Consider the following 21,233-nt stretch of genomic DNA (forward strand, 5'->3'; position numbering starts at 1 on the left):
TTTTCGGCGCGTCAAGCGCCTTCTACCGTATTAAACGTGCGAGTTCCGATTTCGCACAAATCGTTACGCCCAACTTCCGCCGCCCGAACCGTAAGGCCTCCGATCGGTCCGCAATATACACGTCCACCCTCCGCCCTTTGATCGCGCCGCCACGGTCCTGGCACACGCGCTCGCCCACGCCTTCGATATGGACGCGCGTGCCGAACGGGAGCTCCGGCGGGCAGGCAGCGGTTACGCCCTCGCGGACCCTCTCGCCAGATGCCGTGATGCCGTGGGCTGGCGTGAAATCATCGCTAACCGAGTACGCAGTAACTTCGTATAACTCCGTTTCTGCGAATGGTACGGACGTAGCGACTGAGATTGCGGTGAGCAATGCGTGGATTAGCGTGATGGATGCGATGATTGCGCGCTCCTTTCGTTACCGTTTAAACTGCGACTTTGCCGGGAATATGCGGGTGCGGATCGTAACCGACGATCTCGAAGTCTTCGAACGTGAAATCGTCAATGTCCGTTACCTGGCGCTTGATTACGAGTTGCGGGAGTTGGCGTGGTTCGCGTTCGAGCTGTGTCCGTACTTGTTCGATGTGGTTCGCGTAGATGTGCGCGTCGCCTAACGTGTGGATGAACTCGCCGACTTTGAGACCGGTTACGTGCGCGACCATGTGCGTAAGAAGCGCGTAGCTTGCGATATTGAACGGAACGCCGAGGAATACGTCGGCCGACCGTTGGTAGAGTTGGCACGATAGGCGTCCGCTCGCAACGTAGAATTGGAACGCGAAGTGACACGGTGGCAGCGCCATTTCGTGGAGCTCGCCGACGTTCCAGGCCGATACGAGCAGGCGGCGGCTATCGGGGTTCGTGCGGATTTGTTCAATGACCTGCGCGATTTGGTCGATCGGCTTTCGCGAATAATTACCGTACACCCGGTCGAGATCGAACCGATCCCACTTTCTCCATTGCTTACCGTAGACGGGCCCTAGATCACCGTACTCGTCCGCCCACTCGTTCCAGATCGTTACGCCGTGGTCGTTGAGGTACTTGACGTTGGTGTCTCCGCGCAGGAACCAGAGCAATTCGTAGACAATCGAGCGCCAGTGGAGGCGTTTCGTGGTGAGTAACGGGAACCCTTCGCGCAGGTCGAAGCGCATTTGGTATCCGAAAATGCTCGACGTACCGGTTCCGGTGCGGTCGGACTTTTCAACGCCGTTTTCGAGGATATGTCGGCAAAGATCGTGGTATTGTCGCAACCAACGCGCCTCCTAACTAATAATTTCCATTGTTTCGTCTATGTGGTATAATATGAGCAAGTCCTTTCTCAAGGGCTCACAAACCAAACCAACCTAAACCAGAGGGGCAAATGACTGAAAGGGACATGGTGGTGAGAGTGTGAGTCTATTGTGAAAGGAGGGATTTGTGATGAAGATCAATATCAACATCACACCCGCGTTCCTGCGGACAGTCGCGCAGATTGTACCGTGGGTCGGAATATGGCTGCTGTCCTAACGGCAGCCTTTTCCCTTTTACACGGCTGTTCCCGTGCTCCCAAACCCGCCGGCCCCGCGCTCCGTCTCGCTCAACTCGTCGACTACTTCGAAGGCCGCCCGTGGGACTTCGGTGAGAACGCCCTGCGCGATCCTTTCTCCTTTACGGATGATGTACGTTCCTTTCGTAACCCACCCGTCGGTCACGAACTCCGATCCATCAATTTCCCGAATGAACTTGTCTTTGACAACTACGCTTTCGTATTCGAGTAAACGTGGATTGCGCTGGATTTCGTACTCTACCGGCGCAACATTATCGATCAACACGCAAACCTCTCCGCGATAATCCGCATCCACCGTCCCCGGTGCGTTCGCGACCCGCAACTTCGTCTTCGCGCTGATTCCAGACCGCGGCCGGATTTGCAACTCGTAGCCAGGCGGCAGTTCAAACGCAAGGCCCGTGCAGACCTTCACCGTTTCCCCTGGCGCGATGATCACGTCCTCAACCGCGACGAGATCGAAGCCAGCCGCGTCTGCCGTTGCGTATTGCGGGATCACTGCGTCCGGGTGCAGCCGTTTGATTTTTACGGGGATAGTTCGCATAGATTCGCTTTCCCTCCGTTCGGTTTCCGCTATTATGCGTTGGCGAAAACGGTCGTCGCTTTCGCCAGGCATTCGGATTTTCTCGATCAGCTCACGCTGTTCTCTCGTTAGTCCGTACGACATCACTTCGCCTCCTCTATCGCGTCCGCATCCGTCGCCAACCGCCCGCGGAAGTTCCGCGTCAGCTCGCACACCTTTGCGTACGGTTTATCACGGAAATGCTTGATATAGTCCGCGAACCCCGACCGGCTGCCGACGAGATCGCATTGTCCGGTATGGCCGATAAGGACCACGGTACAATCATCGTGTATTCGCGTCAGCACTTTCCGCAAGTCCGACCGTGTGAAATTTTGAGCTTCGTCCACTATCACGGTCATGCCGCGAATGTTCGTGCCGCGAGCGAATACGTGGGACTTTGCGGTGACCCACGCGTGATCGGCTGCGTACTTCTTGCCGGAGCCGCCTTGTTGCTGCGGGTGACCAACGATTGCCTGCGCTGGATTCTCGTTGATCGCGAGGAGAGCGTCCATTAACGGTACGACGTACGCGGACTCCTTCTCCTCTTGCGTGCCCGGACGGTAGCCCATGCGGCGTTCTTCCGTCGGGTTGAACACGTACAGTAACGGTTTACCGATGAGTTTCGCGGCGGCCACGGCGAGGGTCGTTTTGCCGGTCCCGGCCTTCGCGTTACATATCGTGAGCTGGCGGTCAAAGATCGAATCGACGTATTCGCGCTGCTCATCGGTCAATTTCGGGCCGAGTCCGAAAAAGATGTGATCGCGTGGTAACGGCATGGGCGCGCCTCCTTTATCGTGTGTCTAACGCTTGGGTCACGAAGAGGAGTGCGGATTGAAGCAGCGCAATTCCGATCGTCCAAGGTGTCGGGGTGTAACCGAATTGAAATGCTGCGAAAACGCTGAACCAAAATATCGCGAAGAACCAAAGGATGACCTTCACATTGCCACCTCCGTTTTAATTACGGCCGGAGCCGGTAGGAGCGCGCGGGGCGCTCCGTTAGCGTATCGGGCAAGCGCCCGTAGCACAATCGTCATTCGCGTCAAGTTCCGATTGCCCGTCCGTCTCATACCGCTGCAACACCGCAGGATCGAACGGCTTCATCCTCGCTTTCAGCGCCTCGTACTGTTCGCGCGTGATCGCCTCATATGGCGCGAGCTGATACGTTCCGCCATCGAGCGCTAGGAACGATACGCCCACGAAATCGTCCCAATTCTCGTACACGACCCGTTCGACCTCCGGCCATTCATGTGGGCGCACAGTAATCGTGTTCGACGAGTTGTGCTCGGTATAGTACCGCTGGAACCGGAAGTACGTCTCGAACTGTTCCGCAGCGCTCACGTCATCTTTCGTTCGCGTCGCGCCGGACGCCACTGGGAAGTCAATGACGAGCGTTCGCGCGTTCGCCATCCGTTCCTCTTCGGTTTCACCTGGCGTGCCGACTTCGGGATGTACCGGCCATCCGAGGTCGATGACGGCGCGGGCCAACGGGTCGGCCGCGTTTATGCGGATACGGCGGATGTAGTACGGCGAGTGCGACCAGTGGAGGCCGGACGATACGCCGCCCGCGACCTGCGACAACGTGCCTTCGGGCTTGACGGTGGTTACGAGGAGCGGCGCGCTGACGCGGAGTTCTTTCGCGTAGCTTTCGGCGGCCACACGCGCTATCTCGCCTAATTGCGCCAGCAGGCCCCGCTCTCGTCTTTTATCGTACCCAAGTGCTGCCATCGCATCTTTCCAGCCGGTCAGCGACGTACCAAGCAGTCGGTCCCGTTGTTGCACCACATCCCAGTGCGGCAATTCCAGCGTCACGAGAGTCATGCGCAGACCAGCACGGGCGGACATGGCTTGTGCCTCCATTAAACCGCGAATATCCAGACCGTTCTCGTTGACGAATCGCGTCACGTTAACAGTTGTCAGGTTACAAACCCCGTAGGAATCTAGCAAAATTTCGGCACAGGGATTTAGGCCCTCAGCATTTGGCCTCCGTCTACGCGCTTCCTCCAGGTTGATGAATCCCGGCTCCCCTTCAAGCTGCATGATCTCGAACACGAGGTTGAGGAACTCGCGGCTCGGCTTCGTCTCGAACGCGATAGAGTTGTTCGACATGCGACGGTGATCCAATCCGAAACGACCGTCTCCGATCTTGTCGATCTCGTACATCCATTGCGGACAGATACCGCGCGCCTCCAACATGGCGCGAACCTTCCGGTGTTGCGCGAGTTGCTCCTCCGTCCAAATCCCGTTGATTCCGTACTTGGCGAGCAGACACTCGTAATCGTCCGCGTCAAACAGGAAGATTTCGGCGGTTCGGCGGACGCCACCGACCACTACGTTCGCGCCGATGAGGTTTCCGATGTCCAAAACGTGAATCGGACGAACGCGACGATATTCTGTTGGAATCCGGAATGCTCCAGCGTATTTGTAAACCTGCTCCAACGGCTCCAGTGACGGGTCGAGCTGATTCTTCAGTACGCGGTCGATCCCTGTAAACATTTCCGCGAGTGGTTCGTGGCCTGACGCGGTGCCCCCGAACGTTTTCAGCCGCTCGCCTTTCGGGCGCACGCTGTTGTACGAGATTTTTACGGTATGGACGTGTTCATAACGCGGTTCCGTCAGGACGGCGAAGTAGTAGCGCAGCGCCTCGACCCAGCCCTCTTTCGAGTCGCCGACGTAGATTTTCGCGTACCCATTGTCCAGCTCCGTAATGCGCGTCCGTTCCAGGCGTTGGTGGACCGGAACAGGCTCGTATGGCGCGTTAATGAGCGTCACGTTCGTGCGGATTGGCGCGAGGTTGGCGGCCATTTTGCGTGTACATTTGAATCCGACGCCGGTGCCGACGAGCAGGAGATAGAACAGGTCGCCAAGGTCCGACCATGAACGGATGTTGAGGAACGAGCAGTTGAAGTTCGCGAGAGGGTACTTATCCGCGACGCCGCCTTCCGCACCACCCACCCAGAGTGTACGGCCGCTCAGGAACTGGCGCAGGTTGAACATGTTATCGAACAGCGCCTCGGCCTCCGCACGCAATTCGTCCCACGGCACGGCGTACCCGATTTTCTCGTAATGCTTGGCGGCCAACCCAACGTTATACTCGACCGCGCGACGACACGTTTCTTTCCACGTTTCTCGCCGCCCTTTATCCGGCAGCCAACGCGAGTACGTCCGGTAGAACACAAACGTCGCCAACTCGTTCATGTGCGCGGGTGCATCCGGGTATTTCACGATAAATTCATCGGTCAGTAGTCGGGTATTCGTCAATTCCACCGCTCCTTTTCGCTATATCACGTTCTAACTCGTTAATCGCACGCCTAATTTCGTCACGCTGCGCGGTCAACTGCGCAAGCCTACGTTCGTACAACGCGATTCTCCGGTTGATGTCCGTGAGCTCCTGCCACAAGTACCGGAGGTTGCGGACGGGGAATGGCGCGTTCCAGTCGTCGTAATGGCGGGTCATCTCGTATTCGCGCGGCGCAGACCGCTGAATGCTACGTTACTGATAACGCCGAGTAGCACGATTGCTGCGAACGCCTTCCAGAATCCGAAATCGACCGCGAACAGGTATTCAACGAGCGTAGAAACGAGCCATGCCGTGATTGAAACGCCCGCGAACCATACTGCGGTTACTCCGATGACTGCAAGAGTCCAAGCGAGAAATGTATGCATCATTCCGTCACCTCCGGACGTTTAATCGGGAGAATCAGCGTCAACACTCCGTTATCCGATTCGAGCACGAACGGACTCAGAGCGCCCGTAAAACGGATACTTACCGTCTGCGGACGGAAATCGCGTAGCGCCACCAGTGCATCCAGAACATATTGCGCGTTGTAGTGGACGGTGAAGTCGTCACCACTACGGTCTATGCGAACGGTTGGTGCGTACTCGTAAACGCCAGTTCCGCACGTTGTCTTAACGGTAGGCCCACCGCAGACTACCGTGATGGCAGCGTACGGTGTTTTCTTGCCCCCGACCTTGACCGCGATCTCATGCGCCAATATGAGCGTGTCCAGGGTTTCGCCGCCCACCGTATACTCCGCGCAAAATGATGTCGGAATCACGCGTGAAATATCCGGGAACATACCGTCGATGAGCGCGTTCGTCTTCGCGTCAAGCACGATGGGTTCCGTTCGCTCATGTGCGTTCTCGACACGCAGCAACCGGTGTGCGTCCGTTACGGCCAGCGATCCATCCGGCGCGTGATAGACACCCGCCAGTATCGGACGCGCTGCCGATTTACCCGCGAATTTCTTCGCGTGTTTCATCGCGATTGCGTAACGTTCGTGTACCGTTAAAGTCATTCTATCGCTCCTCCACGTCAATCAAGTTTTGTCCGATCAGCCACGCCAGCACCACGGCCGCCGCATCCGACTCATCATCGGTCGCAAACCGGTAATCCTCCGCCAACCCGAGCAACCGCCGGACCGCCGCGGCCACTTCCGCCTTCTCCGCCTTACCGTTGCCGGTCACCGTTTTCTTTACGGTCGTTGGCGTGATGTTGGCGGTAACTTCGTACCCATACCGCGCGAGCGCCCGGTCCACCGCCGACCATGCCCCGTGAATCTTGTCGTTCAACCGGTAATCGCGCGATGGCGGCCAAATCTCGCGGATGACCCCGGAGAACGGCCCCGCCCGCAATTGCTCGCGAATGAACAGGAGCGCGACCGATTCGATGATTTCGTAACGCAGCGTTTGGCTCTCGGACGCGTCCGTTTTGGCGTGGGCGACCGCGACCAGGTGCGGTTTTCGGTTGGTTACGCCAATTACCGCGAACCCGGGGTTTAGCGAGAGGTCGAGGCCGAGGTAAAGCGTAAGTAACTCGGTTTTCTTACGAGATATGCGCGGCCACCTCCGATACTTTGCGTAGGCAGTACACGGTGTTTCGCGTTTGGACGATCAGCGCGTCTCCTGTTTCGCTATATGCCTCGACCGGGGATGTCGTCAGCACCTTGTTTTCGTCGTCGACGTAAACGAGAATCAACGGAGCGCCTAGCGCTAACATGCCGACACCTACGCGTTGCCCCTTTCTGCGCAACTCACGTTCGTGAACCTCGCCGTTCTTTTTGCGTATACGTTCGATTGTATACGTCATTCCGCGTCCTCCCTTCGATATATCCCCGCGTCCCTTTCGAGTGCTCGCGCAATATCAATCAGCGCATCGTAAATCTCCTCGGGGTCAACCGTGTGCAACGTCGCGGCCAATTGGCGGAGGTCGTCGGCGGCCACATGGGCGGAGGCGCGGAGATTACGGATTTCGTCGTCCATTTCGTTGAGCTGCTCGATAAACTCGTAGGAGACGTTAGGCATTGACGGGCGCCCCGTCCGGTCCGTTCGTCGATTCAATCACGACGTCATCCTCGATTGCGGCGTACGCACGTACGAAGCGTTCCGTGTAAGTGGCCGGGGATTTGAAGAGTTCTCCGTTACGATTTTTCACCACTATGAACTTGCCATCGTCAATTTTCCGGAATACGGTACTCGCAATCTCGCGCTTTCTGATAGAGTTCATTTCACAACTCTCCTTTCGTGCCTAACCGGCAACCTCGTTTTGCTCACGCATCGCTTTGATTTGCTCGAACGCGTCATAATACTGCTGCTTCTTCCACTCCGGTAGCCGCGACTTGAGCATCGCCCGTACCTGCTCGCGCAAGGCCGCAAACTCCTCGTCCGTGAGCGAAAGAGCACACGCGGTCTTGTAGTTGTTGAACGTCCACTTGTCGAGTTCCAACGGCGGCGGCGTCCCGTCTTTCACCGCCTGCACCACGCTCGCCAAATCGTCAAGGAGCACGTGCCTATCGCGATCCGATACCGTGATATGGAACGCGACCAAATCCGGGTTCTTTGCGTACTCCTCGTCCGTCATCGCCCAATCCTTTTTCGCGGCGTTGACGTAGACAATGAGGTAATCGTCGAGTGGCGCGTCAGGCTCCCGGTACATCTCCGTGTACACAACCGTTTGCGCAACGTGCTTGCCTTCGGCCTCGCGCATGGAGCCGGTCTTGCTCGCGGTCGTCTGCTTCGACTTGATTTCGAGGCCGACGCGACGACCGTCTTTATACCGGAGGATACCGTCGGGCTTTCCGTAGAGGGCGAACCGGTGGCCTCCGTGTTCGATGACGTGGAGGCGCGTTGCGAAATCCTCCCAGACCGGGTAGCCTTCCGGCGTGCGCTCGACGGTGAACGGCGGGGCCTCCCCGAATATCTTCTCGTAATGCTTTTCGATGAACAGGAGGTCGCGTTGGATCATCGCGCCGATCGCGGTGCCCAGCCGGGTCCAGCGGCCCTGATGTGGCGGCCGGGGCTGAACGTCATTTTTCGCGCCGCGCAACTTTTCGTATAGCTCGCGTTTGCACGCGTTAGCGCTCGACGGGGAAAAGTACGGCTGCGACTTGAAATCGAAGAAACGTCGGGTCCGCAGAATTTTCGCTTGCTGTTCGTAGATCAACGCGTCAAGTTGATCGTCCCAAACTTCGGGCGCGGAATGATACCGGTCGAGCATCGCTTTGAAATCGTCGGCTAACTGACTAATCCGAACCACTCCTTCACGTTTTTTCCTTCGCCCCATCGTTCGCTAATCTCAATATCCGTCTTGTTCGGCACCGCAAGAGTCACGGTGTTCAACATGACCGACTCAAATTCGCGAACGTCATCGAGCGTAATATCTTTCGGCGCGTACAGCCCGATCTCGTCATGGATCGTAAACGCCATCTGCCAGCCCTTGCGCTTGCACAGCTTATCGAGTTCGATCATCGTCAGCTTCGTTTGGATCGCGGCAGACCCCTGGACAATCGCGTTCGTACACTGGCGTTCGGCCCGCAGCCGTTCCCATTTGTCGCGCGACTTGATCTCGGGCAGCCGGCGTTTCCGCCCGTACAACATCTCGACGTACCCGTGACGGCGTGCAAACGCGATATTACCGTCGATCCACGCTTTGACCTTCGTGTACTTCGCGTAGAACTGGCGAATGAAGTCTTCCGCCTCTTTCTCGGAGATGCCGAGCTGGCCCGCGAGAGTCTTCGTTCCCGTACCGTACATAACCGCCAGGATACCGGTTTTCATCATCTTCCGGTATTTCGAACCGTCACCGCACTCGCTTTCCGGCACACCGAACAGTTCCGCCGCGGCCGTCGTGTACAAGTCGCGTCCGGCTCGGTATGCCTCGATCAGTACGGGCTCACCGCTAAAGTGCGCCAGTAATCGCGGTTCCTGCTGCGAGAAGTCACCGGAAAGGATGACCATGCCCGGCGGCGCGATGAACATCTTGCGCGCGTACTTCGGTTGATTCTGGAAGTTCGGGTTGTTCGACGAGAACCGTCCGGTCACCGTCGCCGCCTGGTTGAAGTTCGCGTGAATCCGGCCGTCACCGCGTACCTGCTGCGGAAGTGCTTCGACGTAAGTACCGAGCAACTTCGTAACCTCGCGATACTTCAACAGCAGCTTGATCGCATCGTGCCGGTCCTGTAACGCCCTCAGCGTCTTTACATCGGTCGAGTCAATCTTTTCGCGAACAAGCGCCTCAATCGCGGGCTTGAGTTGGACCGGCGAGTTAAAGTTGATGTCTCCGAAGTGAACCGTCAGTTGCCGTTCGATCTCCGCCAACTCGGTCCGTAACTCCTCCGCCAGTCTGCTCGCGTACTCCGTGTCCAGTACGAAGCCTGCGCGCTCCATATCGAGCACCACGTCAATCAACGGATTTTCGATCCGTTCGTACACGTCCAGGAGCTTCGGCAGTCGTTCGAAGTGCGCCCGTTGAAATCGGTACAGCCGCCAGGTCAAATCCGTGTCCTTCGCCGCGTACACGAGCGCGATGTCCAGCGGAATCGTATTGAACTTCGCCTTTCCGAAAAGCGTCTCAAACGTGTCGGACGGCTCGTTCAAATACCTGGTCGCGAGATTCTTCAACGCGTACGATGGTTCGTTCTCGTTGAGAATGTGCATCGCAATTTGCGTATCCCACCGGAGGCCACGCATCCGAATCCCGTGTTTGATGAACATGTGCGCATCGAACTTGTAGTTGTGAAGGACCTTGCCAACCGACTCGTCTTCCAGCACCGGTTTCAGCCGCGCCAACACGTACTCTCGCGCCAGTTGCTCGCCCTCATCGTGCCCTACCGGAATGTAAACGTGATAGTTGGCGTTCGGGAGCGTTAAGGAAATCCCGACAATCACGTCTTCATCGTAGTAGTCCAGGCCGGTCGTCTCCGTGTCGACCGCGATGATCGGTTCGTTCGCCAGGTCCGCCATTAACGCGTCCATCTGCGCGACCGTTTGGATCAGGCGGTAGTTGGCGGGGGTGTTCCGTACCATCTCCGCCAACTTTTCCTCGCGCTGCCGGGCGTTTAGCTCCGCCCACAACCGCAACGCCTCCGCCTTGCTGAACCGTTTGCCCGCGACGGTCGGGTATCCGCCTATAATACCCGACTCCATCGCGCGTTTTACCGCCAGCAAACGTTCTTGATCGGTCGGAGAGTTTTTCATCGATAGAATCCGTTCCCACGCCTGCTCGACCGTTTCAGCCGCGCCCTTCTTCCGTTGAGCCTCGGTTGCTCGCGCCTTCTTTTCGCTGTCCTCTGCGGTCGGGGAACGGAGGCTGAGACGAAGTTGGACGTTCAATAATCGTCACCTCCCTGCGTAGTCGCCGTAAGGCGGTTAGGATACGCGCAGGTTGACGACGGATTCGACGGGTGCGACGAGTTTTAATTGCTTCCCCGGTGACATATAAACGTACCCCTTGTGGTCGTAAACGTAGCTGCCACCTACTTCTTTAACCTCGAAAAACGTTCCGTTCGGTAACGCTGCCGGACTATCCACTACCTCCGCGATGTCCCCGACCTTAAACTCGCCAGGCTTCCGTCCGATCGCGGCCCATTTGGCGGCTTCCTCCGCTTGCTTGCGCTCAGCTTCCGTTGCCAGTACGAGTTCGTGGACAATTCCGCACCATCCGGAGTGTGACGGAAAGTCAACGCAAACCTCCTTACCGTCACGGCTCGCCACCTTTCCGATGTCTCCGTTCCTGGCGTCTCCCCAACCGTATCGCGGCCGTGATCCTTCCGGAATTTGCAATTTAACGTAAACGCCCGGCTGAATCTTGTCTTGCGCCAGTTTACGCTTGGCCTCCGCGACTTCTTCGTCGGTGGCGCGGACGAGACTTTCTTCCGAGTACCAGCCCGTATAATTACCGTCCAACCCCTCGGTTCTAAACGGAATGGTTGTACCGTCGTCCTCCGTAATCTTTACGATCTGGCCTTTCGTGCTAAAGCCCGCAATCTGATTTACAACTTTCGCATAATCCCCGACCTTCAACCGATTTGCCGCCTTAGCCTCCGTCAACTGGCGCTCCATTTCGGCCACCTTCGCCTTCATCGCGGCCAGTTCGGATTCGAGCGCGGACAGGTCGGCGACTACCGGTTCCAGAACGACGTACCTCGAATCAATAATCGGTATCTTCGTCCCGAAATTATCCACTACTTCCGGTTTATTTTCATACACGTTGGCTATCGTGTATACTTTGCCTTCCGTAAAGTGCGGCCCAGTTGCGCGTGTGATGATGAGAAAGCGATCACCAACGGTCGCCTTTCGGTCAACCTTCCGGTACTTCTTCCCTTCGTGAACGATGATATCGCTCATCAAACCGCCTCCGCTTCGTTCATACTTACGGTCAGCTTCCGCCACTTCCCGTCAATCGCGTCCGCCGCCGCCCAATACTCGGACTGCCCCGTACACTCAACGAGATAGCATACGTTACCAAGCACGCCGATCATATAGTCGACCGCTCCCGGTTCGTACGTCTCGCCGTTATTGCGCGTCCCGTTTAGCACGTAATAGCCGCCCGCCCCGCCCTTATCGTCGCGGTATCGCAACGTCTTCACTTGGAACGTCCGCCACTCGCCCGTGCCCGGTTCCTTCGCGACGAGATCGTAGGTTTCCGCCGCGACCGGTTCGGCCACCTCGTAGCCCGCCGCCAATAACGCGGTCATGGCGACGAGCTCGGCGTGCGTTCCACGCTTGTTAGTATTCGAGGCCATCCGGTTCCTCCTCGTCATCTTCGTCTAACTCGATTTCTACCGTCGGCCCAACCGCGTGCGCCCCGAATCCGATCGGTTGCCTATCGTCCTCTTGCGGAGTGCTAACGCCGACGTGGAGGTCGACATCGTATTCGTTCGCGGCGTCGAGAGCGTCGAGGAAATCGCGGATGTGATCGGCCGTCTGCGGGAGTTCATCCGCTTTGCTCACGTTGATCGCGAGCGTGATCTTGCGTTCGCGTTGCGTTACTTGCGCCATGTGGCCGCCTCCCTTCGTTAAAATTGCGGCAGGCTGTCGTCAGATTCCGCCTCATCCGTGCTCGCGCCCGCCCCGAGCGTCAGGCCGATCTTCGCGACGTCAAACCCGGCCACGACGAGATTCTTGATTTGCTCCTGTTCGTCCGCGATATAGAGGCAGTCGTCGAACAGCGCGAAGTCGAACGGTTTCTCGCCGCATTTGACGAAGTTGGCGCGCTCGGCTTCCGTGAGGTCTTCGTCCATATCGAGGATTGGCGTGAGCGTTACGGCCGTGCTCGTCGATGTGCCGGACTTAGACAGTTCGAACGCGACCTTATCGAGTTTCTTCGCGTACTTTTTGATCGTATCGAGCACGCCGCGCGCCTGTTTCGCGGACAAATCGACGACGATGTCCTCGCCGGTTTCAAGCGAACCGAATCCGATCAGGTAGCGCGGTTTCCCTTTGTACAGGTACGCCTCTTTCGACAGTTCCTCGGCAGCCGCCGCATCGCCCGCGTCCTTGGCCGCCTTGGCCTGCGCGTACAGGTAGTCGGCTGCGCGGTCCCATACGGTCGGGTTCGCGGTGATGAACCCTTTTGCGTTACGAGTCGCTGGCTGCGCGGGAACGAACGTATTCACCCGGTTAAAAATGCCGTACGCGTAATACTCGGCGGAATCGGCCGGTCCCTTCACGCGCACCTTCAACGTCGTGCCGGATTTGAACGAAACAATTGCGCTCGATTTCGCGTCCTTTTCGGCCGTGGCGGATTCGACCGCCTCTGCGCCTCGTTTCGTGAAAATACCGCTCATACAATCGCTCCTTTTCGTTAGTTTTCGTTACGCCGCGTTAGCTTTAGCTGTAATCGCGCAGCATCCACGTCATCAGTCGGTCGCCCAGCGGACCGTCCGGCACTTTGTTAACGCGGAACACCTGGAAAAACTTGAACTGCGGCGTCTGACGGTCCTTGCGGTTTCGATTGCGTTTTGCCATCGTTCGCTCACGCTCCTTTACGGATTTTCTCGTTTCGGACGCCGGAATTTCCCGCGCCCGCGGCGTAGCACCAACCGTCACGGGTCAGTCCCGTTCCGTACGTTGATACTACGCTGCCGACGCGGAATGGTCGGCATTTTCCGTCATAAATACGCAACCACCGTCTTAGCCACCGCGCGCTTCTCGTGCTTGACCGCGAGCAAATCCGCGTCAAGTTGCGTGAAGTATTCGTTAATTGCGTTAATGCGCGCTTGGCACGCGAGCTTCGTCGCCGCCGATCTGGCGCGGAGAAGCCGGAGTTGTAACTGCGCCTTCTCGATTTCGAGTTCCGCTTTGGTCAGCGCGATCTTGCGCTCCAATACGCGTTCGTGCCGCTCGATCTTGCGTAGTTCTCGCGTGACCAGGGCGTTGACCTTTTCGCGCAGGAACGCTTTTGGATTCGCTGGATAGACCGTGATAACGATGTTTTCTTCCGGTGCGAGAACGAAGGCGATCCGTTGATAACCGAAGAGGCGCGACGGTTTGCCTTCTTCCGAGATCGTGTTCGTGATAAACCGGGCCTTGCGCAGGTTCGACCGAATCCACTCTTCGGCGGTCTGACGCGGAACACGGAAGTCCTTTACGGCTTCATCGATCGCGTGTTGGGTGACCGTGATTTTGCCGGTGAACTGCGGGGTGGCGGCAGCAATCGCGAGGGTCATGCGAGCCTCACCGCCCTGGGCAGCGATTTGCCGCGCTTAGGGCGTTCGCGGCCGCCCGTGAACAAATCGTAGTCGAGCGTCGTGCCTTCGCAACCTACGCGAATGAAACGCTCGTATACGTCAAATGGATCGAAGAAATCGCGATGATGCGAAACTCTTTCGTTAGGTTTTCGTATATTCTTAGCGTGAGGCATCGTAGTCCCTCCGTTCGTTTGTCGAAAATTAGGCGTGACAAATACGCTTGACATAATGGTGTCAAACTTTTAAACTGTATATTGTAGTTATTCAACTTGGAAAAAATCGACATTGGGTTGATTACGCTTATCAACGTTGGTTATACTGTAAGTGAGGGCGGAATAACGACGTAACGCCTAAACGCCGTTATTCCATTTCCCTCAACGGTCGTCAAGCAATCTCCGCCAAAGATGCTTGACAAAAAGACCTAAACCTTTTGATGGCTTGCCTATGTGATTCCGGTTTACCTCCGAAGAGTTGCGCCAACAACTCTGAGAGTGCGGAGTCATTGTAGAAGCCATCGGACCAAGCGAGTAAAATCGCTTTCTTTCGGGAGTCGCCCTTCGCCAAAAGGGCGATTTTTTCTTTCACAAGTAATTCGTCCTCGACGACCGCCAAATCGTCGATTGGTTCGAAGTACTCTTTCCTTTTTGTCTTAGAATCAGAAACCTCGCCTAAATCGTCAAGGGACTGTATCTGTTTTAGCTTTCGTCCCCTATTCTTCAGAAAATGGCTTTTTGCTTGACGTAACCTGAACTGCATTTGCCACGAGAAAGAACCTCGACTTGGGTCAAACCTTTTGATAGCGTCTTCTAAACGCTTGTAACAGTATGTTTCAAAAGCGTCCGTGTCCTCGATGTAGTACCAGATGCTCTTAGACAATCTTTCGATAATTGGGATGTAATGCCTTAGCAGCTCATCCTTTGCCTCAGGACAACCTAGCTTTGCGCTTGTTGCAAGCCTATTCAGTTGTTTATTTGTGATCACTTTATCGTCCCCTCCATTCGCCCTATACTTTAATAAGCACGATTTCTAGTAAAATTGGTACATGCTTTACGGACTTTTTTTGAATGTTTTCCCTCCTTTCCTGTATAATAGAAGTATATTCCAAAAATACAGTTTTGTGAATACGGAAAAGTTACTTTCTGGAGGGAAGGCCATGATCAACTACGACCCCCTCTTCCGGACCATTGAGAAGAAAAACATACAACTGATCGACCTTGTTAGGGAATGCAAACTGTCTCCGGCAACGGTGGCAAAGTTCAAGAAGAACCAAAGTGTTACCCTCGAGACCATAAACAAGGTGTGCTGCTATCTACGGGTCCCGATTGAGGAAGTTGTGAGGATTAAATTTAATTAAAAGTATAGAGGTGCCTGATGTCTTTCAAAGTCGGAAGGTGCCTACTCGCAAGAAGGCTAAGAGAGGCCGGAATGACGCAGCAGGAGCTTTGTGAGAAGCTCAATATGCCGCCCTCTCAAGTTTCCGACTGGGTGAATGACGTCAAGAAGATGTCGTTAGGCAACGCAAAATCAGTAGCCCACGCACTAGGAATCCATATCGACGATCTGTACGAATGGATTCCGGTGAAACCGTCGGAACGTAAGCGACGTAGGCGTCAAAAGGAGTAGGGATCTACCTACTCTCCGACACCGATTACTCTTTAAAGAGTAATTTGCCAGCGAAATCTCTACAAGGCACCGCTTCCTTCACGATAGACACCACCTCCTCTAACGATCCCACCTCGTTAACATCCTTGCACCCAACCGGAATCTCAACGTCATACAACTCGCAGTATCCCGCCATCTTCTCGATCACTTGCGCCTTCAACCGCTCGCCCGCCTCGTCATTGTCCGTCGCGATCCGCAGTTCCTCTATCGGACTCTTCCGCAACAACTCCGCCTTCTCCTCGCTAAATGACGATCCGCCAACCGCAACCGCCGGAAAACCCGCCGTCATGACGTACATCGCGTCAATCTCCGCCTCGACCAGTACGGCCATCTTCGCCCGTTTTCGGTAGATTAGGTCTATTCCGTAAATTAACTCGCGTATCGGCCAACCGCCATTGACGTACCAAAACGTCTTCAAATCGACTCGACGGAACTTCACGTTGGCTAGCGAACCGTCCGGAAGGAACCACGGAATTGTAATCGCTTTACTCTTTATATCGTACCCAACGCGCATCTCCTTCTGTATCTCCGGGCTTATTCCGCGTAGGCCAAGATACGGATGTTCGCGGTCCCATACGTTTAGGATTCGTGGGTCCAACGGCTGCTTTCGCTCGTGTAACCGCAGAACTCCCGACAGGTCTAGCGTTAACGGCTCGACATCGGCAGCGACCGGGCCGTCCCCGTACTTCCACCGCAGGTACTCGCGCGTTTCCTCTTCCGTTTCGTTGCGGAGGAATGCGAGGAGTTTGACGAAGCCGCCGCGTCGGTATTCCGGATCGGCCGCGCCGTAATCGCCCCAATCGCCTGCACGCGCGCCAGTTACCGGGTTATCGTGGAGCCAGACGTAGAAGGACGGTGTGCTGTCGTAGCGGAACGGAGAGGCTGCGATTAACTTGTCCGGCGTCCAGGTAGCTCGCTTCCACGGGAAGACTTCGAGCTCAGCGCGGATGTCTACTTTCAGATTCATCACTCCTTTCCGGTGGGTTGCCGAAGACTCTAACCGCGCCGCTATAAGTGACTAGCCATGTGCCGCCTGATTTACGTGCCTCTTCTTCAGTAAAGGCTCCGCGAACGCATTTCAACTTCGTGGTTCCTTGCGGCTTATTCCACAGTTGGTCAACCTCTGATGCGGTTAGTACCTCTTTCAAGCAATCCATTTCAATTACCTACCATTCCTCAAATCTTCGATACTATCTCGTATCGTAGTTCAAATTTACCAGATACGATTTCGTATTGCAAGAAGATTTTTCTAAAAAACTGATTTGAATTGCTGAACGGCCACATCCCCCGTCTCCAACTCTTTCACAATCCCATAATTCGGCAGATACACGACCTCAACCGTGACGCCCTCGCCTCCATTACGCCCTTTGTTCAGTTGAATGACGCCGATCCCGTCCAGCGTGTCAATCCCGAGCGTCAACGCGGAATCCTCCAGGAACGCCTTCGACTTCTTCAACTCAGCACGCGTCGGCGGCCGCAACTCGCGATTCCCCTCGTCATCTTTATCGTCGCGGACTTCCTCCGCCTGAGTGATACCGTGAATCACCGTTTGCGTACGTCCGGCCAACGCCCGGAGCTTCTTCGACGTCTCCGCCGCGTCCCCGCCCGCCGTTTTCGACGTGTTCGCCTCGTACGTCAGGTAGTAGTACGGGTCGATCACGACCACATCCGCCTTTGTCGCGATAATGTCCGCTTCCAGATCACGGACGCGCCGCGAAGTAAAGTCCGGATCATCGACCGCGCGCACGATAATCGTACCCGGCACCACGTCGTTAAGTCGCGCTAGGAACGCCTCAAACCCGCGTTCGAACTCTTCCGTCAGCTTACCGGCCAGCAACGCGCGGTTCTCGAAGCCCGCCTCGTAATCCACGCCGTCAATTTGCGCGTTGCAGACGCCAAGCCGAGCGCTAATCGACGAGTAGGCGCGCGCCATCCATTCGAACCGCGACATCTCTATCGCCCATATGAGAACGGTCGCCCCCTGGAACGCGGCCTCGATCGCCTCCTCCATCGTAAAGATCGATTTACCGCGCCCCGACCGCCCGTACCACGTATAGAGGTTGCCGGAAAGGTACCCGCCAATCTCGCGGTTGATCGTCGGAAACTTGCTGCGCCAAATCTTGAACGAGCGCCCCTCTTTGCGCTTGCGGTACTCGTCGAGAAATGCGTCCGTATCCCGTTTGAGGTCCGTTCCCACTTTCGTCCGAACGCGGGTGCGGTCCGTTATCTTTCCGAGCTCCTCCGTCACCCACTCCGCGAACCTCTCCGGCGGGAGCGACGCGTATTTCTCGTTGAACTCGCGGCCGGTAAAGAACGCGTATTGCGACCGCTTGCCCGCGTCTTCCTTCACCTTGCGCGCCAGCCACTCGAACGAATCCGCAACCTCCGGCATGTACGTAAAGCCCGCGACCTCTGCCGCCACCGTCCGGTAATCCGGCGCGGCCCCTCCGTTGGCTGCCGCATAGTCGCGGATGAACCGGTAGGCCCTCCGCTCGGCCTCCGTGCCAAAGTGTTCCTCGCGGATGTCGTAACGGGTTAGGGCGGCCGGGTCGTTCGCGTCGATCACCTTCGATAAAAGCTGCTCGCCATATGCCACACGCAGTCACCTCGTTTCACGAACGTTTGTTCCCGTTAGGTACAAGTAGATTGTACACCTACCGGGTTATTTTGGCAATAGTACAAATTTGTTTTACCTGTGCAACACGTACCACTCCGCGAAATGCCGATCCCACAACCGGCGAGCCTTCGCCTCCAACCGGATGGACCGACGCAGTTGCCACGCGTGGTACTTCGTCAGGAACCATCGGATCATTCCGTCACACCTCCGCGTTTATGCAGCAATTCGTACCATTCCGCCAGTTTACCGTTTAGAAACACGTATCGGTCCCAGTCAAACTCGCCGTATCCAAACCGTTCGTCGAGCGCGTGGTCATACCGAATGGTAGCGTCCTTACAATACGCGTACTCTTCCGCGGATAGTTGCGGCTTTTGGCGGCGCTGACGGGTGCGCTTCGGTTGGGTCATCGCGAATCCTCCTCATATTCGGATAAGTCCTCGTAATGGTCCTCGCCAGGGTGGCTCGGAAAGGAACGCTTACCATAATCCAGCCCGCCGTCCACCGCGACCTTTCCGCAAGAACAAGTCACGTAATCGTGGCGGTGTTTCGATTCGATGACATCCCCGCAATGTAAGCACCGAATCGCATTTCGTTTTATCCTCGGTCTCATCTCCGCACCCCCCTTTTCGATTCGCCAACGAACGGAACCACCGCGCATTGATCCCGGACCCGATCCGCCAGCCGCGCGTCAAACACTTGCGCGAGTTCCTCGATCGGCACGTTCGACGTATACACGGTCGGCAGCCGGTTCGTCACCCGCGCGTTAATAATCGCGTGTAGATCGCCCCTAAACGCGTCAGTCGCGTCACGCACGCCGATATCGTCCAGCACCGCGAACGGCGCGCTCATCGCCGCCTCCATCGCGCGATAATACGCCGCCGACGCTGGCCCTGCGATATGGTCCGGCACGCGCGGACGATTGAACCGGTTGAACAGCGTCTGCCACTCGTTCACATCGAGGAAGTATACCGGTCGCTCCAGCGGTCGCCTATTCCGTTGAAGGCTGCCGATATAGTGCGCGATGAGATACGCGTTCGCAATCGCGGCGGCCGTCGTTGTTTTGCCGGTACCAGGCTCGCGCGAGTACAGGTATAACGACTTGATCCGGTCGGCGGGATCATCCGAGAACTGACGCTCGAATGTCTCGATATAAGACGGATTCCCGCGAATCCGTTCGGTCAGTAAGCGATACACCTCCGGTTGACTTGCACGCACGACCGAGGTGGCTACCGTTACATGGCGGTAGTCGGACGGTATGTTCGCTGCGCTCACTCTACCACCTGCGCCGGACGCCCCGTGGAGCGCGATGAAGTGCGGGCATAAACGGGTGCAGACGGTGGGGTCCGTGGCCGTCCGGCAGGGTTCGCGGAGAATGCAGTTATGCGCGTTTGTTTGCGTCAATTAGCGGACACCTCCACATCCTTCTCACTCTAATATTTGACCTTTTTGTCCGAAAGTTAGGCATTGATTTTTAATTTTCTTCGAGCATGACGACGTCACCTCCGAAGAGTAATGTACGTCAGCGTGGGAAAATCACACGCTTATATCGTAATCGAATTGTCGACCGCGATAACAGACGGAACACTTCCGGAACATTTTCCGGATGAAATACGAACACATGTCGAACGTTCGCCGTTTGTTCGCATCTTACAACCACTCCGCCAGCTCCTCGAAACTTGGCCGCGACGCCTCCGCCAGTTCCCGCCTTACCTCGCGCTTCGCCTCCGCCAGCACCTTCGGCAGCACCCTGCCGCGCATATACGTGTACATAAACGTAAAGTTCACGCCAGGGTACTCGCGAGTCGGCCGGTACTCGCGGAAGCACCCGTCGATGAATCTCCGGACGACTTCCGGACCGTGCTCGTCGATCATCCGCTTGATCATGCCCTGCTCCGCGCGCCAACCGCCGCGACCGGGAACGTACGGGATACCGTAGAGTTCCGTGTGGCGGTCGCGGAGGTACTCCGTGAAGCTGGCGGTATTCCACGTTTCGACCGGGCGGGCGCGCCAGTCTTTGGCGGGTGGGAGGCGGTTATTCCGTTTGGTCATCGGCGGTCGCCCCCTCTGTCAAGTGCTCGCCGCACCACGGACTACACGCGAATTCTTCGGGATCGATCGCAACGAACGGACGGCCACAGACGCAGCATTTACGTAATTTCTTCCGGAGAGCTTCGAATTGCTCTCGCGCCTTAGCGCGTTTTTCCTCAATGCATGCCAACCTCGCCTCCAACTCCGCGACACGTTTTTCCGCCGCCAGCGCCCGCTCAATCGCGTGAGGCCATCCGGTGCGGGCTTCGGCGATGAAACGGGCGTCCGTGTCAGTCAGAACGCAGTCTGTATCGTCTTGTTCCGCGCAGACAACGGACCCATCCGCCTGGCTGTATACATAGTTGCCTCGTTCAGATTGCTCGTATCCCTTATCGGCCGCCCAAGGCCCCGAAGTTGCCGCGTTGCATATCGCGAGGTCGACGTTAAGGTCACGTTTAGTTTCGCTCATCGCGTAGCACCCCCGATAACGTCCATGATTTCACGGATTGCGTAATACTCTGGGCTCACGACATGCATGACCCCGTAAAGTAAAAGTGCGAACGCAAGCACACCGGAAATTCCCCCGAGCATGTTGTAAGCAAAAATCCCCTCGCTTATATCGTCCTCCCTGTTGAAGTACGATTTACTCGCGTTGCGTTCTCGGATTTCCGCTTGCTTAGCGTATAGCTTCCGCCCTAACCATACGAGAAAACCGATATAGACCGCGCATCCAACCGCCCATACGATACCCTCCGCCAACTGCTGCCGCACGAGCACGCCATAAACGTGTTCCGCCGCGACACCGAGTTTGGCCGCCATTTGTTCGAGATACTGCGTGATTTTGTCCGTGTTCATTCC

At 56.5% G+C, this 21,233-nt stretch carries 29 protein-coding genes; 2 read left to right on the plus strand and 27 right to left on the minus strand.

Features of this window, described 5'->3' with window-relative positions; translation table 11 throughout:
* Window positions 1-22: 22 nt before the first annotated feature.
* The 19 genes from A6764_RS22445 to A6764_RS15240 all read right to left on the minus strand — a co-directional run bounded on the left by A6764_RS22445 (window position 23) and on the right by A6764_RS15240 (window position 15,049).
* Window positions 23-373: a 3D domain-containing protein gene (locus A6764_RS22445; protein ID WP_413541957.1), complete on the minus strand. Its 351-nt coding sequence runs from the start codon at window positions 371-373 to the stop codon at window positions 23-25.
* A gap of 52 nt (window positions 374-425) precedes the next feature.
* Window positions 426-1,247 carry a thymidylate synthase gene (locus tag A6764_RS15155; RefSeq protein WP_065068366.1) on the minus strand — a complete coding sequence of 274 codons (822 nt, stop codon included), beginning with the start codon at window positions 1,245-1,247 and terminating at the stop codon, window positions 426-428.
* Between the two features lie 273 nt (window positions 1,248-1,520).
* Complete coding sequence (gene dut / locus A6764_RS15160; protein ID WP_065068406.1) at window positions 1,521-2,084, minus strand: dUTP diphosphatase; 564 nt, start codon at window positions 2,082-2,084, stop codon at window positions 1,521-1,523.
* A gap of 122 nt (window positions 2,085-2,206) precedes the next feature.
* Window positions 2,207-2,878, minus strand: coding sequence for a PhoH family protein (locus A6764_RS15165; protein ID WP_065068365.1), 672 nt, complete (start codon window positions 2,876-2,878; stop codon window positions 2,207-2,209).
* Between the two features lie 220 nt (window positions 2,879-3,098).
* A complete protein-coding gene (gene nrdJ / locus A6764_RS15170; protein ID WP_413541994.1) occupies window positions 3,099-5,297 on the minus strand; it encodes a ribonucleoside-triphosphate reductase, adenosylcobalamin-dependent in 2,199 nt (732 codons plus the stop codon).
* Between the two features lie 255 nt (window positions 5,298-5,552).
* The gene (locus tag A6764_RS15175; protein WP_065068363.1) at window positions 5,553-5,768 is read right to left on the minus strand and encodes a hypothetical protein; all 216 of its coding nucleotides are present in this window, start codon (window positions 5,766-5,768) and stop codon (window positions 5,553-5,555) included.
* Entirely contained in the window at window positions 5,765-6,397 is a 633-nt protein-coding gene (locus tag A6764_RS15180) for a beta clamp domain-containing protein (RefSeq protein ID WP_065068362.1), read from the minus strand. The genes A6764_RS15175 and A6764_RS15180 overlap by 4 nt, the downstream gene beginning before the upstream one ends.
* Before the next feature lies 1 nt (window position 6,398).
* Window positions 6,399-6,935, minus strand: a complete 537-nt coding sequence (locus tag A6764_RS15185; RefSeq protein ID WP_065068361.1) for a crossover junction endodeoxyribonuclease RuvC — start codon at window positions 6,933-6,935, stop codon at window positions 6,399-6,401.
* Window positions 6,925-7,188, minus strand: a complete 264-nt coding sequence (locus tag A6764_RS15190; RefSeq protein WP_065068360.1) for a hypothetical protein — start codon at window positions 7,186-7,188, stop codon at window positions 6,925-6,927. The genes A6764_RS15185 and A6764_RS15190 overlap by 11 nt, the downstream gene beginning before the upstream one ends.
* Entirely contained in the window at window positions 7,185-7,439 is a 255-nt protein-coding gene (locus A6764_RS15195; RefSeq protein ID WP_264622272.1) for a hypothetical protein, read from the minus strand. Before A6764_RS15195 ends, A6764_RS15190 begins: the two co-directional genes overlap by 4 nt.
* Window positions 7,440-7,626: 187 nt before the next feature.
* Window positions 7,627-8,634, minus strand: coding sequence for a hypothetical protein (locus tag A6764_RS15200; RefSeq protein WP_141669816.1), 1,008 nt, complete (start codon window positions 8,632-8,634; stop codon window positions 7,627-7,629).
* The gene (locus tag A6764_RS15205) at window positions 8,613-10,709 is read right to left on the minus strand and encodes a DNA polymerase (protein ID WP_065068356.1); all 2,097 of its coding nucleotides are present in this window, start codon (window positions 10,707-10,709) and stop codon (window positions 8,613-8,615) included. Before A6764_RS15205 ends, A6764_RS15200 begins: the two co-directional genes overlap by 22 nt.
* Window positions 10,710-10,745: 36 nt before the next feature.
* The gene (locus tag A6764_RS15210; protein WP_065068355.1) at window positions 10,746-11,723 is read right to left on the minus strand and encodes a hypothetical protein; all 978 of its coding nucleotides are present in this window, start codon (window positions 11,721-11,723) and stop codon (window positions 10,746-10,748) included.
* Entirely contained in the window at window positions 11,723-12,121 is a 399-nt protein-coding gene (locus A6764_RS15215; RefSeq protein ID WP_065068354.1) for a group I intron-associated PD-(D/E)XK endonuclease, read from the minus strand. The genes A6764_RS15210 and A6764_RS15215 overlap by 1 nt, the downstream gene beginning before the upstream one ends.
* Window positions 12,105-12,377, minus strand: coding sequence for a hypothetical protein (locus tag A6764_RS15220; protein ID WP_065068353.1), 273 nt, complete (start codon window positions 12,375-12,377; stop codon window positions 12,105-12,107). Before A6764_RS15220 ends, A6764_RS15215 begins: the two co-directional genes overlap by 17 nt.
* 17 nt (window positions 12,378-12,394) lie before the next feature.
* Window positions 12,395-13,165: a hypothetical protein gene (locus A6764_RS15225; protein WP_065068352.1), complete on the minus strand. Its 771-nt coding sequence runs from the start codon at window positions 13,163-13,165 to the stop codon at window positions 12,395-12,397.
* A gap of 43 nt (window positions 13,166-13,208) precedes the next feature.
* Window positions 13,209-13,346, minus strand: a complete 138-nt coding sequence (locus tag A6764_RS15230; RefSeq protein WP_176703387.1) for a hypothetical protein — start codon at window positions 13,344-13,346, stop codon at window positions 13,209-13,211.
* Window positions 13,347-13,489: 143 nt separating this feature from the next.
* Window positions 13,490-14,047 (minus strand): hypothetical protein, encoded by a 558-nt coding sequence (locus A6764_RS15235; RefSeq protein WP_065068351.1) that lies wholly within the window; start codon window positions 14,045-14,047, stop codon window positions 13,490-13,492.
* A gap of 405 nt (window positions 14,048-14,452) precedes the next feature.
* Window positions 14,453-15,049 carry a sigma-70 family RNA polymerase sigma factor gene (locus A6764_RS15240; protein WP_083989951.1) on the minus strand — a complete coding sequence of 199 codons (597 nt, stop codon included), beginning with the start codon at window positions 15,047-15,049 and terminating at the stop codon, window positions 14,453-14,455.
* A gap of 172 nt (window positions 15,050-15,221) precedes the next feature.
* On the opposite strand from A6764_RS15240, the gene A6764_RS15245 reads away from it, so the two are divergent.
* Window positions 15,222-15,422: a helix-turn-helix domain-containing protein gene (locus tag A6764_RS15245; RefSeq protein ID WP_065068349.1), complete on the plus strand. Its 201-nt coding sequence runs from the start codon at window positions 15,222-15,224 to the stop codon at window positions 15,420-15,422.
* 17 nt (window positions 15,423-15,439) lie between these two features.
* Window positions 15,440-15,691, plus strand: coding sequence for a helix-turn-helix domain-containing protein (locus A6764_RS15250; protein WP_065068348.1), 252 nt, complete (start codon window positions 15,440-15,442; stop codon window positions 15,689-15,691).
* 25 nt (window positions 15,692-15,716) lie between these two features.
* Here the strand turns inward: A6764_RS15250 and A6764_RS15255 are convergent, their stop codons facing one another.
* The 8 genes from A6764_RS15255 to A6764_RS15285 all read right to left on the minus strand — a co-directional run bounded on the left by A6764_RS15255 (window position 15,717) and on the right by A6764_RS15285 (window position 21,230).
* On the minus strand, window positions 15,717-16,697 hold the full coding sequence (locus A6764_RS15255; RefSeq protein ID WP_065068347.1) for a toprim domain-containing protein: 981 nt from the start codon (window positions 16,695-16,697) through the stop codon (window positions 15,717-15,719).
* Window positions 16,669-16,887, minus strand: coding sequence for a helix-turn-helix domain-containing protein (locus tag A6764_RS22450; RefSeq protein WP_082059676.1), 219 nt, complete (start codon window positions 16,885-16,887; stop codon window positions 16,669-16,671). Before A6764_RS22450 ends, A6764_RS15255 begins: the two co-directional genes overlap by 29 nt.
* Window positions 16,888-16,979: 92 nt before the next feature.
* Complete coding sequence (locus A6764_RS15260) at window positions 16,980-18,326, minus strand: AAA family ATPase (protein WP_065068346.1); 1,347 nt, start codon at window positions 18,324-18,326, stop codon at window positions 16,980-16,982.
* 212 nt (window positions 18,327-18,538) lie between these two features.
* Window positions 18,539-18,754 (minus strand): hypothetical protein, encoded by a 216-nt coding sequence (locus tag A6764_RS15265; protein ID WP_065068345.1) that lies wholly within the window; start codon window positions 18,752-18,754, stop codon window positions 18,539-18,541.
* Window positions 18,755-18,953: 199 nt separating this feature from the next.
* Window positions 18,954-19,748, minus strand: a complete 795-nt coding sequence (locus tag A6764_RS15270; protein WP_083989949.1) for an ATP-binding protein — start codon at window positions 19,746-19,748, stop codon at window positions 18,954-18,956.
* A 246-nt stretch (window positions 19,749-19,994) separates the two neighbouring features.
* Complete coding sequence (locus tag A6764_RS15275; RefSeq protein ID WP_065068343.1) at window positions 19,995-20,396, minus strand: hypothetical protein; 402 nt, start codon at window positions 20,394-20,396, stop codon at window positions 19,995-19,997.
* Window positions 20,380-20,844 carry a hypothetical protein gene (locus A6764_RS15280; RefSeq protein ID WP_065068342.1) on the minus strand — a complete coding sequence of 155 codons (465 nt, stop codon included), beginning with the start codon at window positions 20,842-20,844 and terminating at the stop codon, window positions 20,380-20,382. The genes A6764_RS15275 and A6764_RS15280 overlap by 17 nt, the downstream gene beginning before the upstream one ends.
* Entirely contained in the window at window positions 20,841-21,230 is a 390-nt protein-coding gene (locus A6764_RS15285; RefSeq protein ID WP_065068341.1) for a hypothetical protein, read from the minus strand. Before A6764_RS15285 ends, A6764_RS15280 begins: the two co-directional genes overlap by 4 nt.
* Window positions 21,231-21,233 lie beyond the last annotated feature (3 nt).

It is taken from the genome of Brevibacillus sp. WF146 (assembly GCF_001673705.2).
Lineage (GTDB): Bacteria > Bacillota > Bacilli > Brevibacillales > Brevibacillaceae > Brevibacillus > Brevibacillus thermoruber.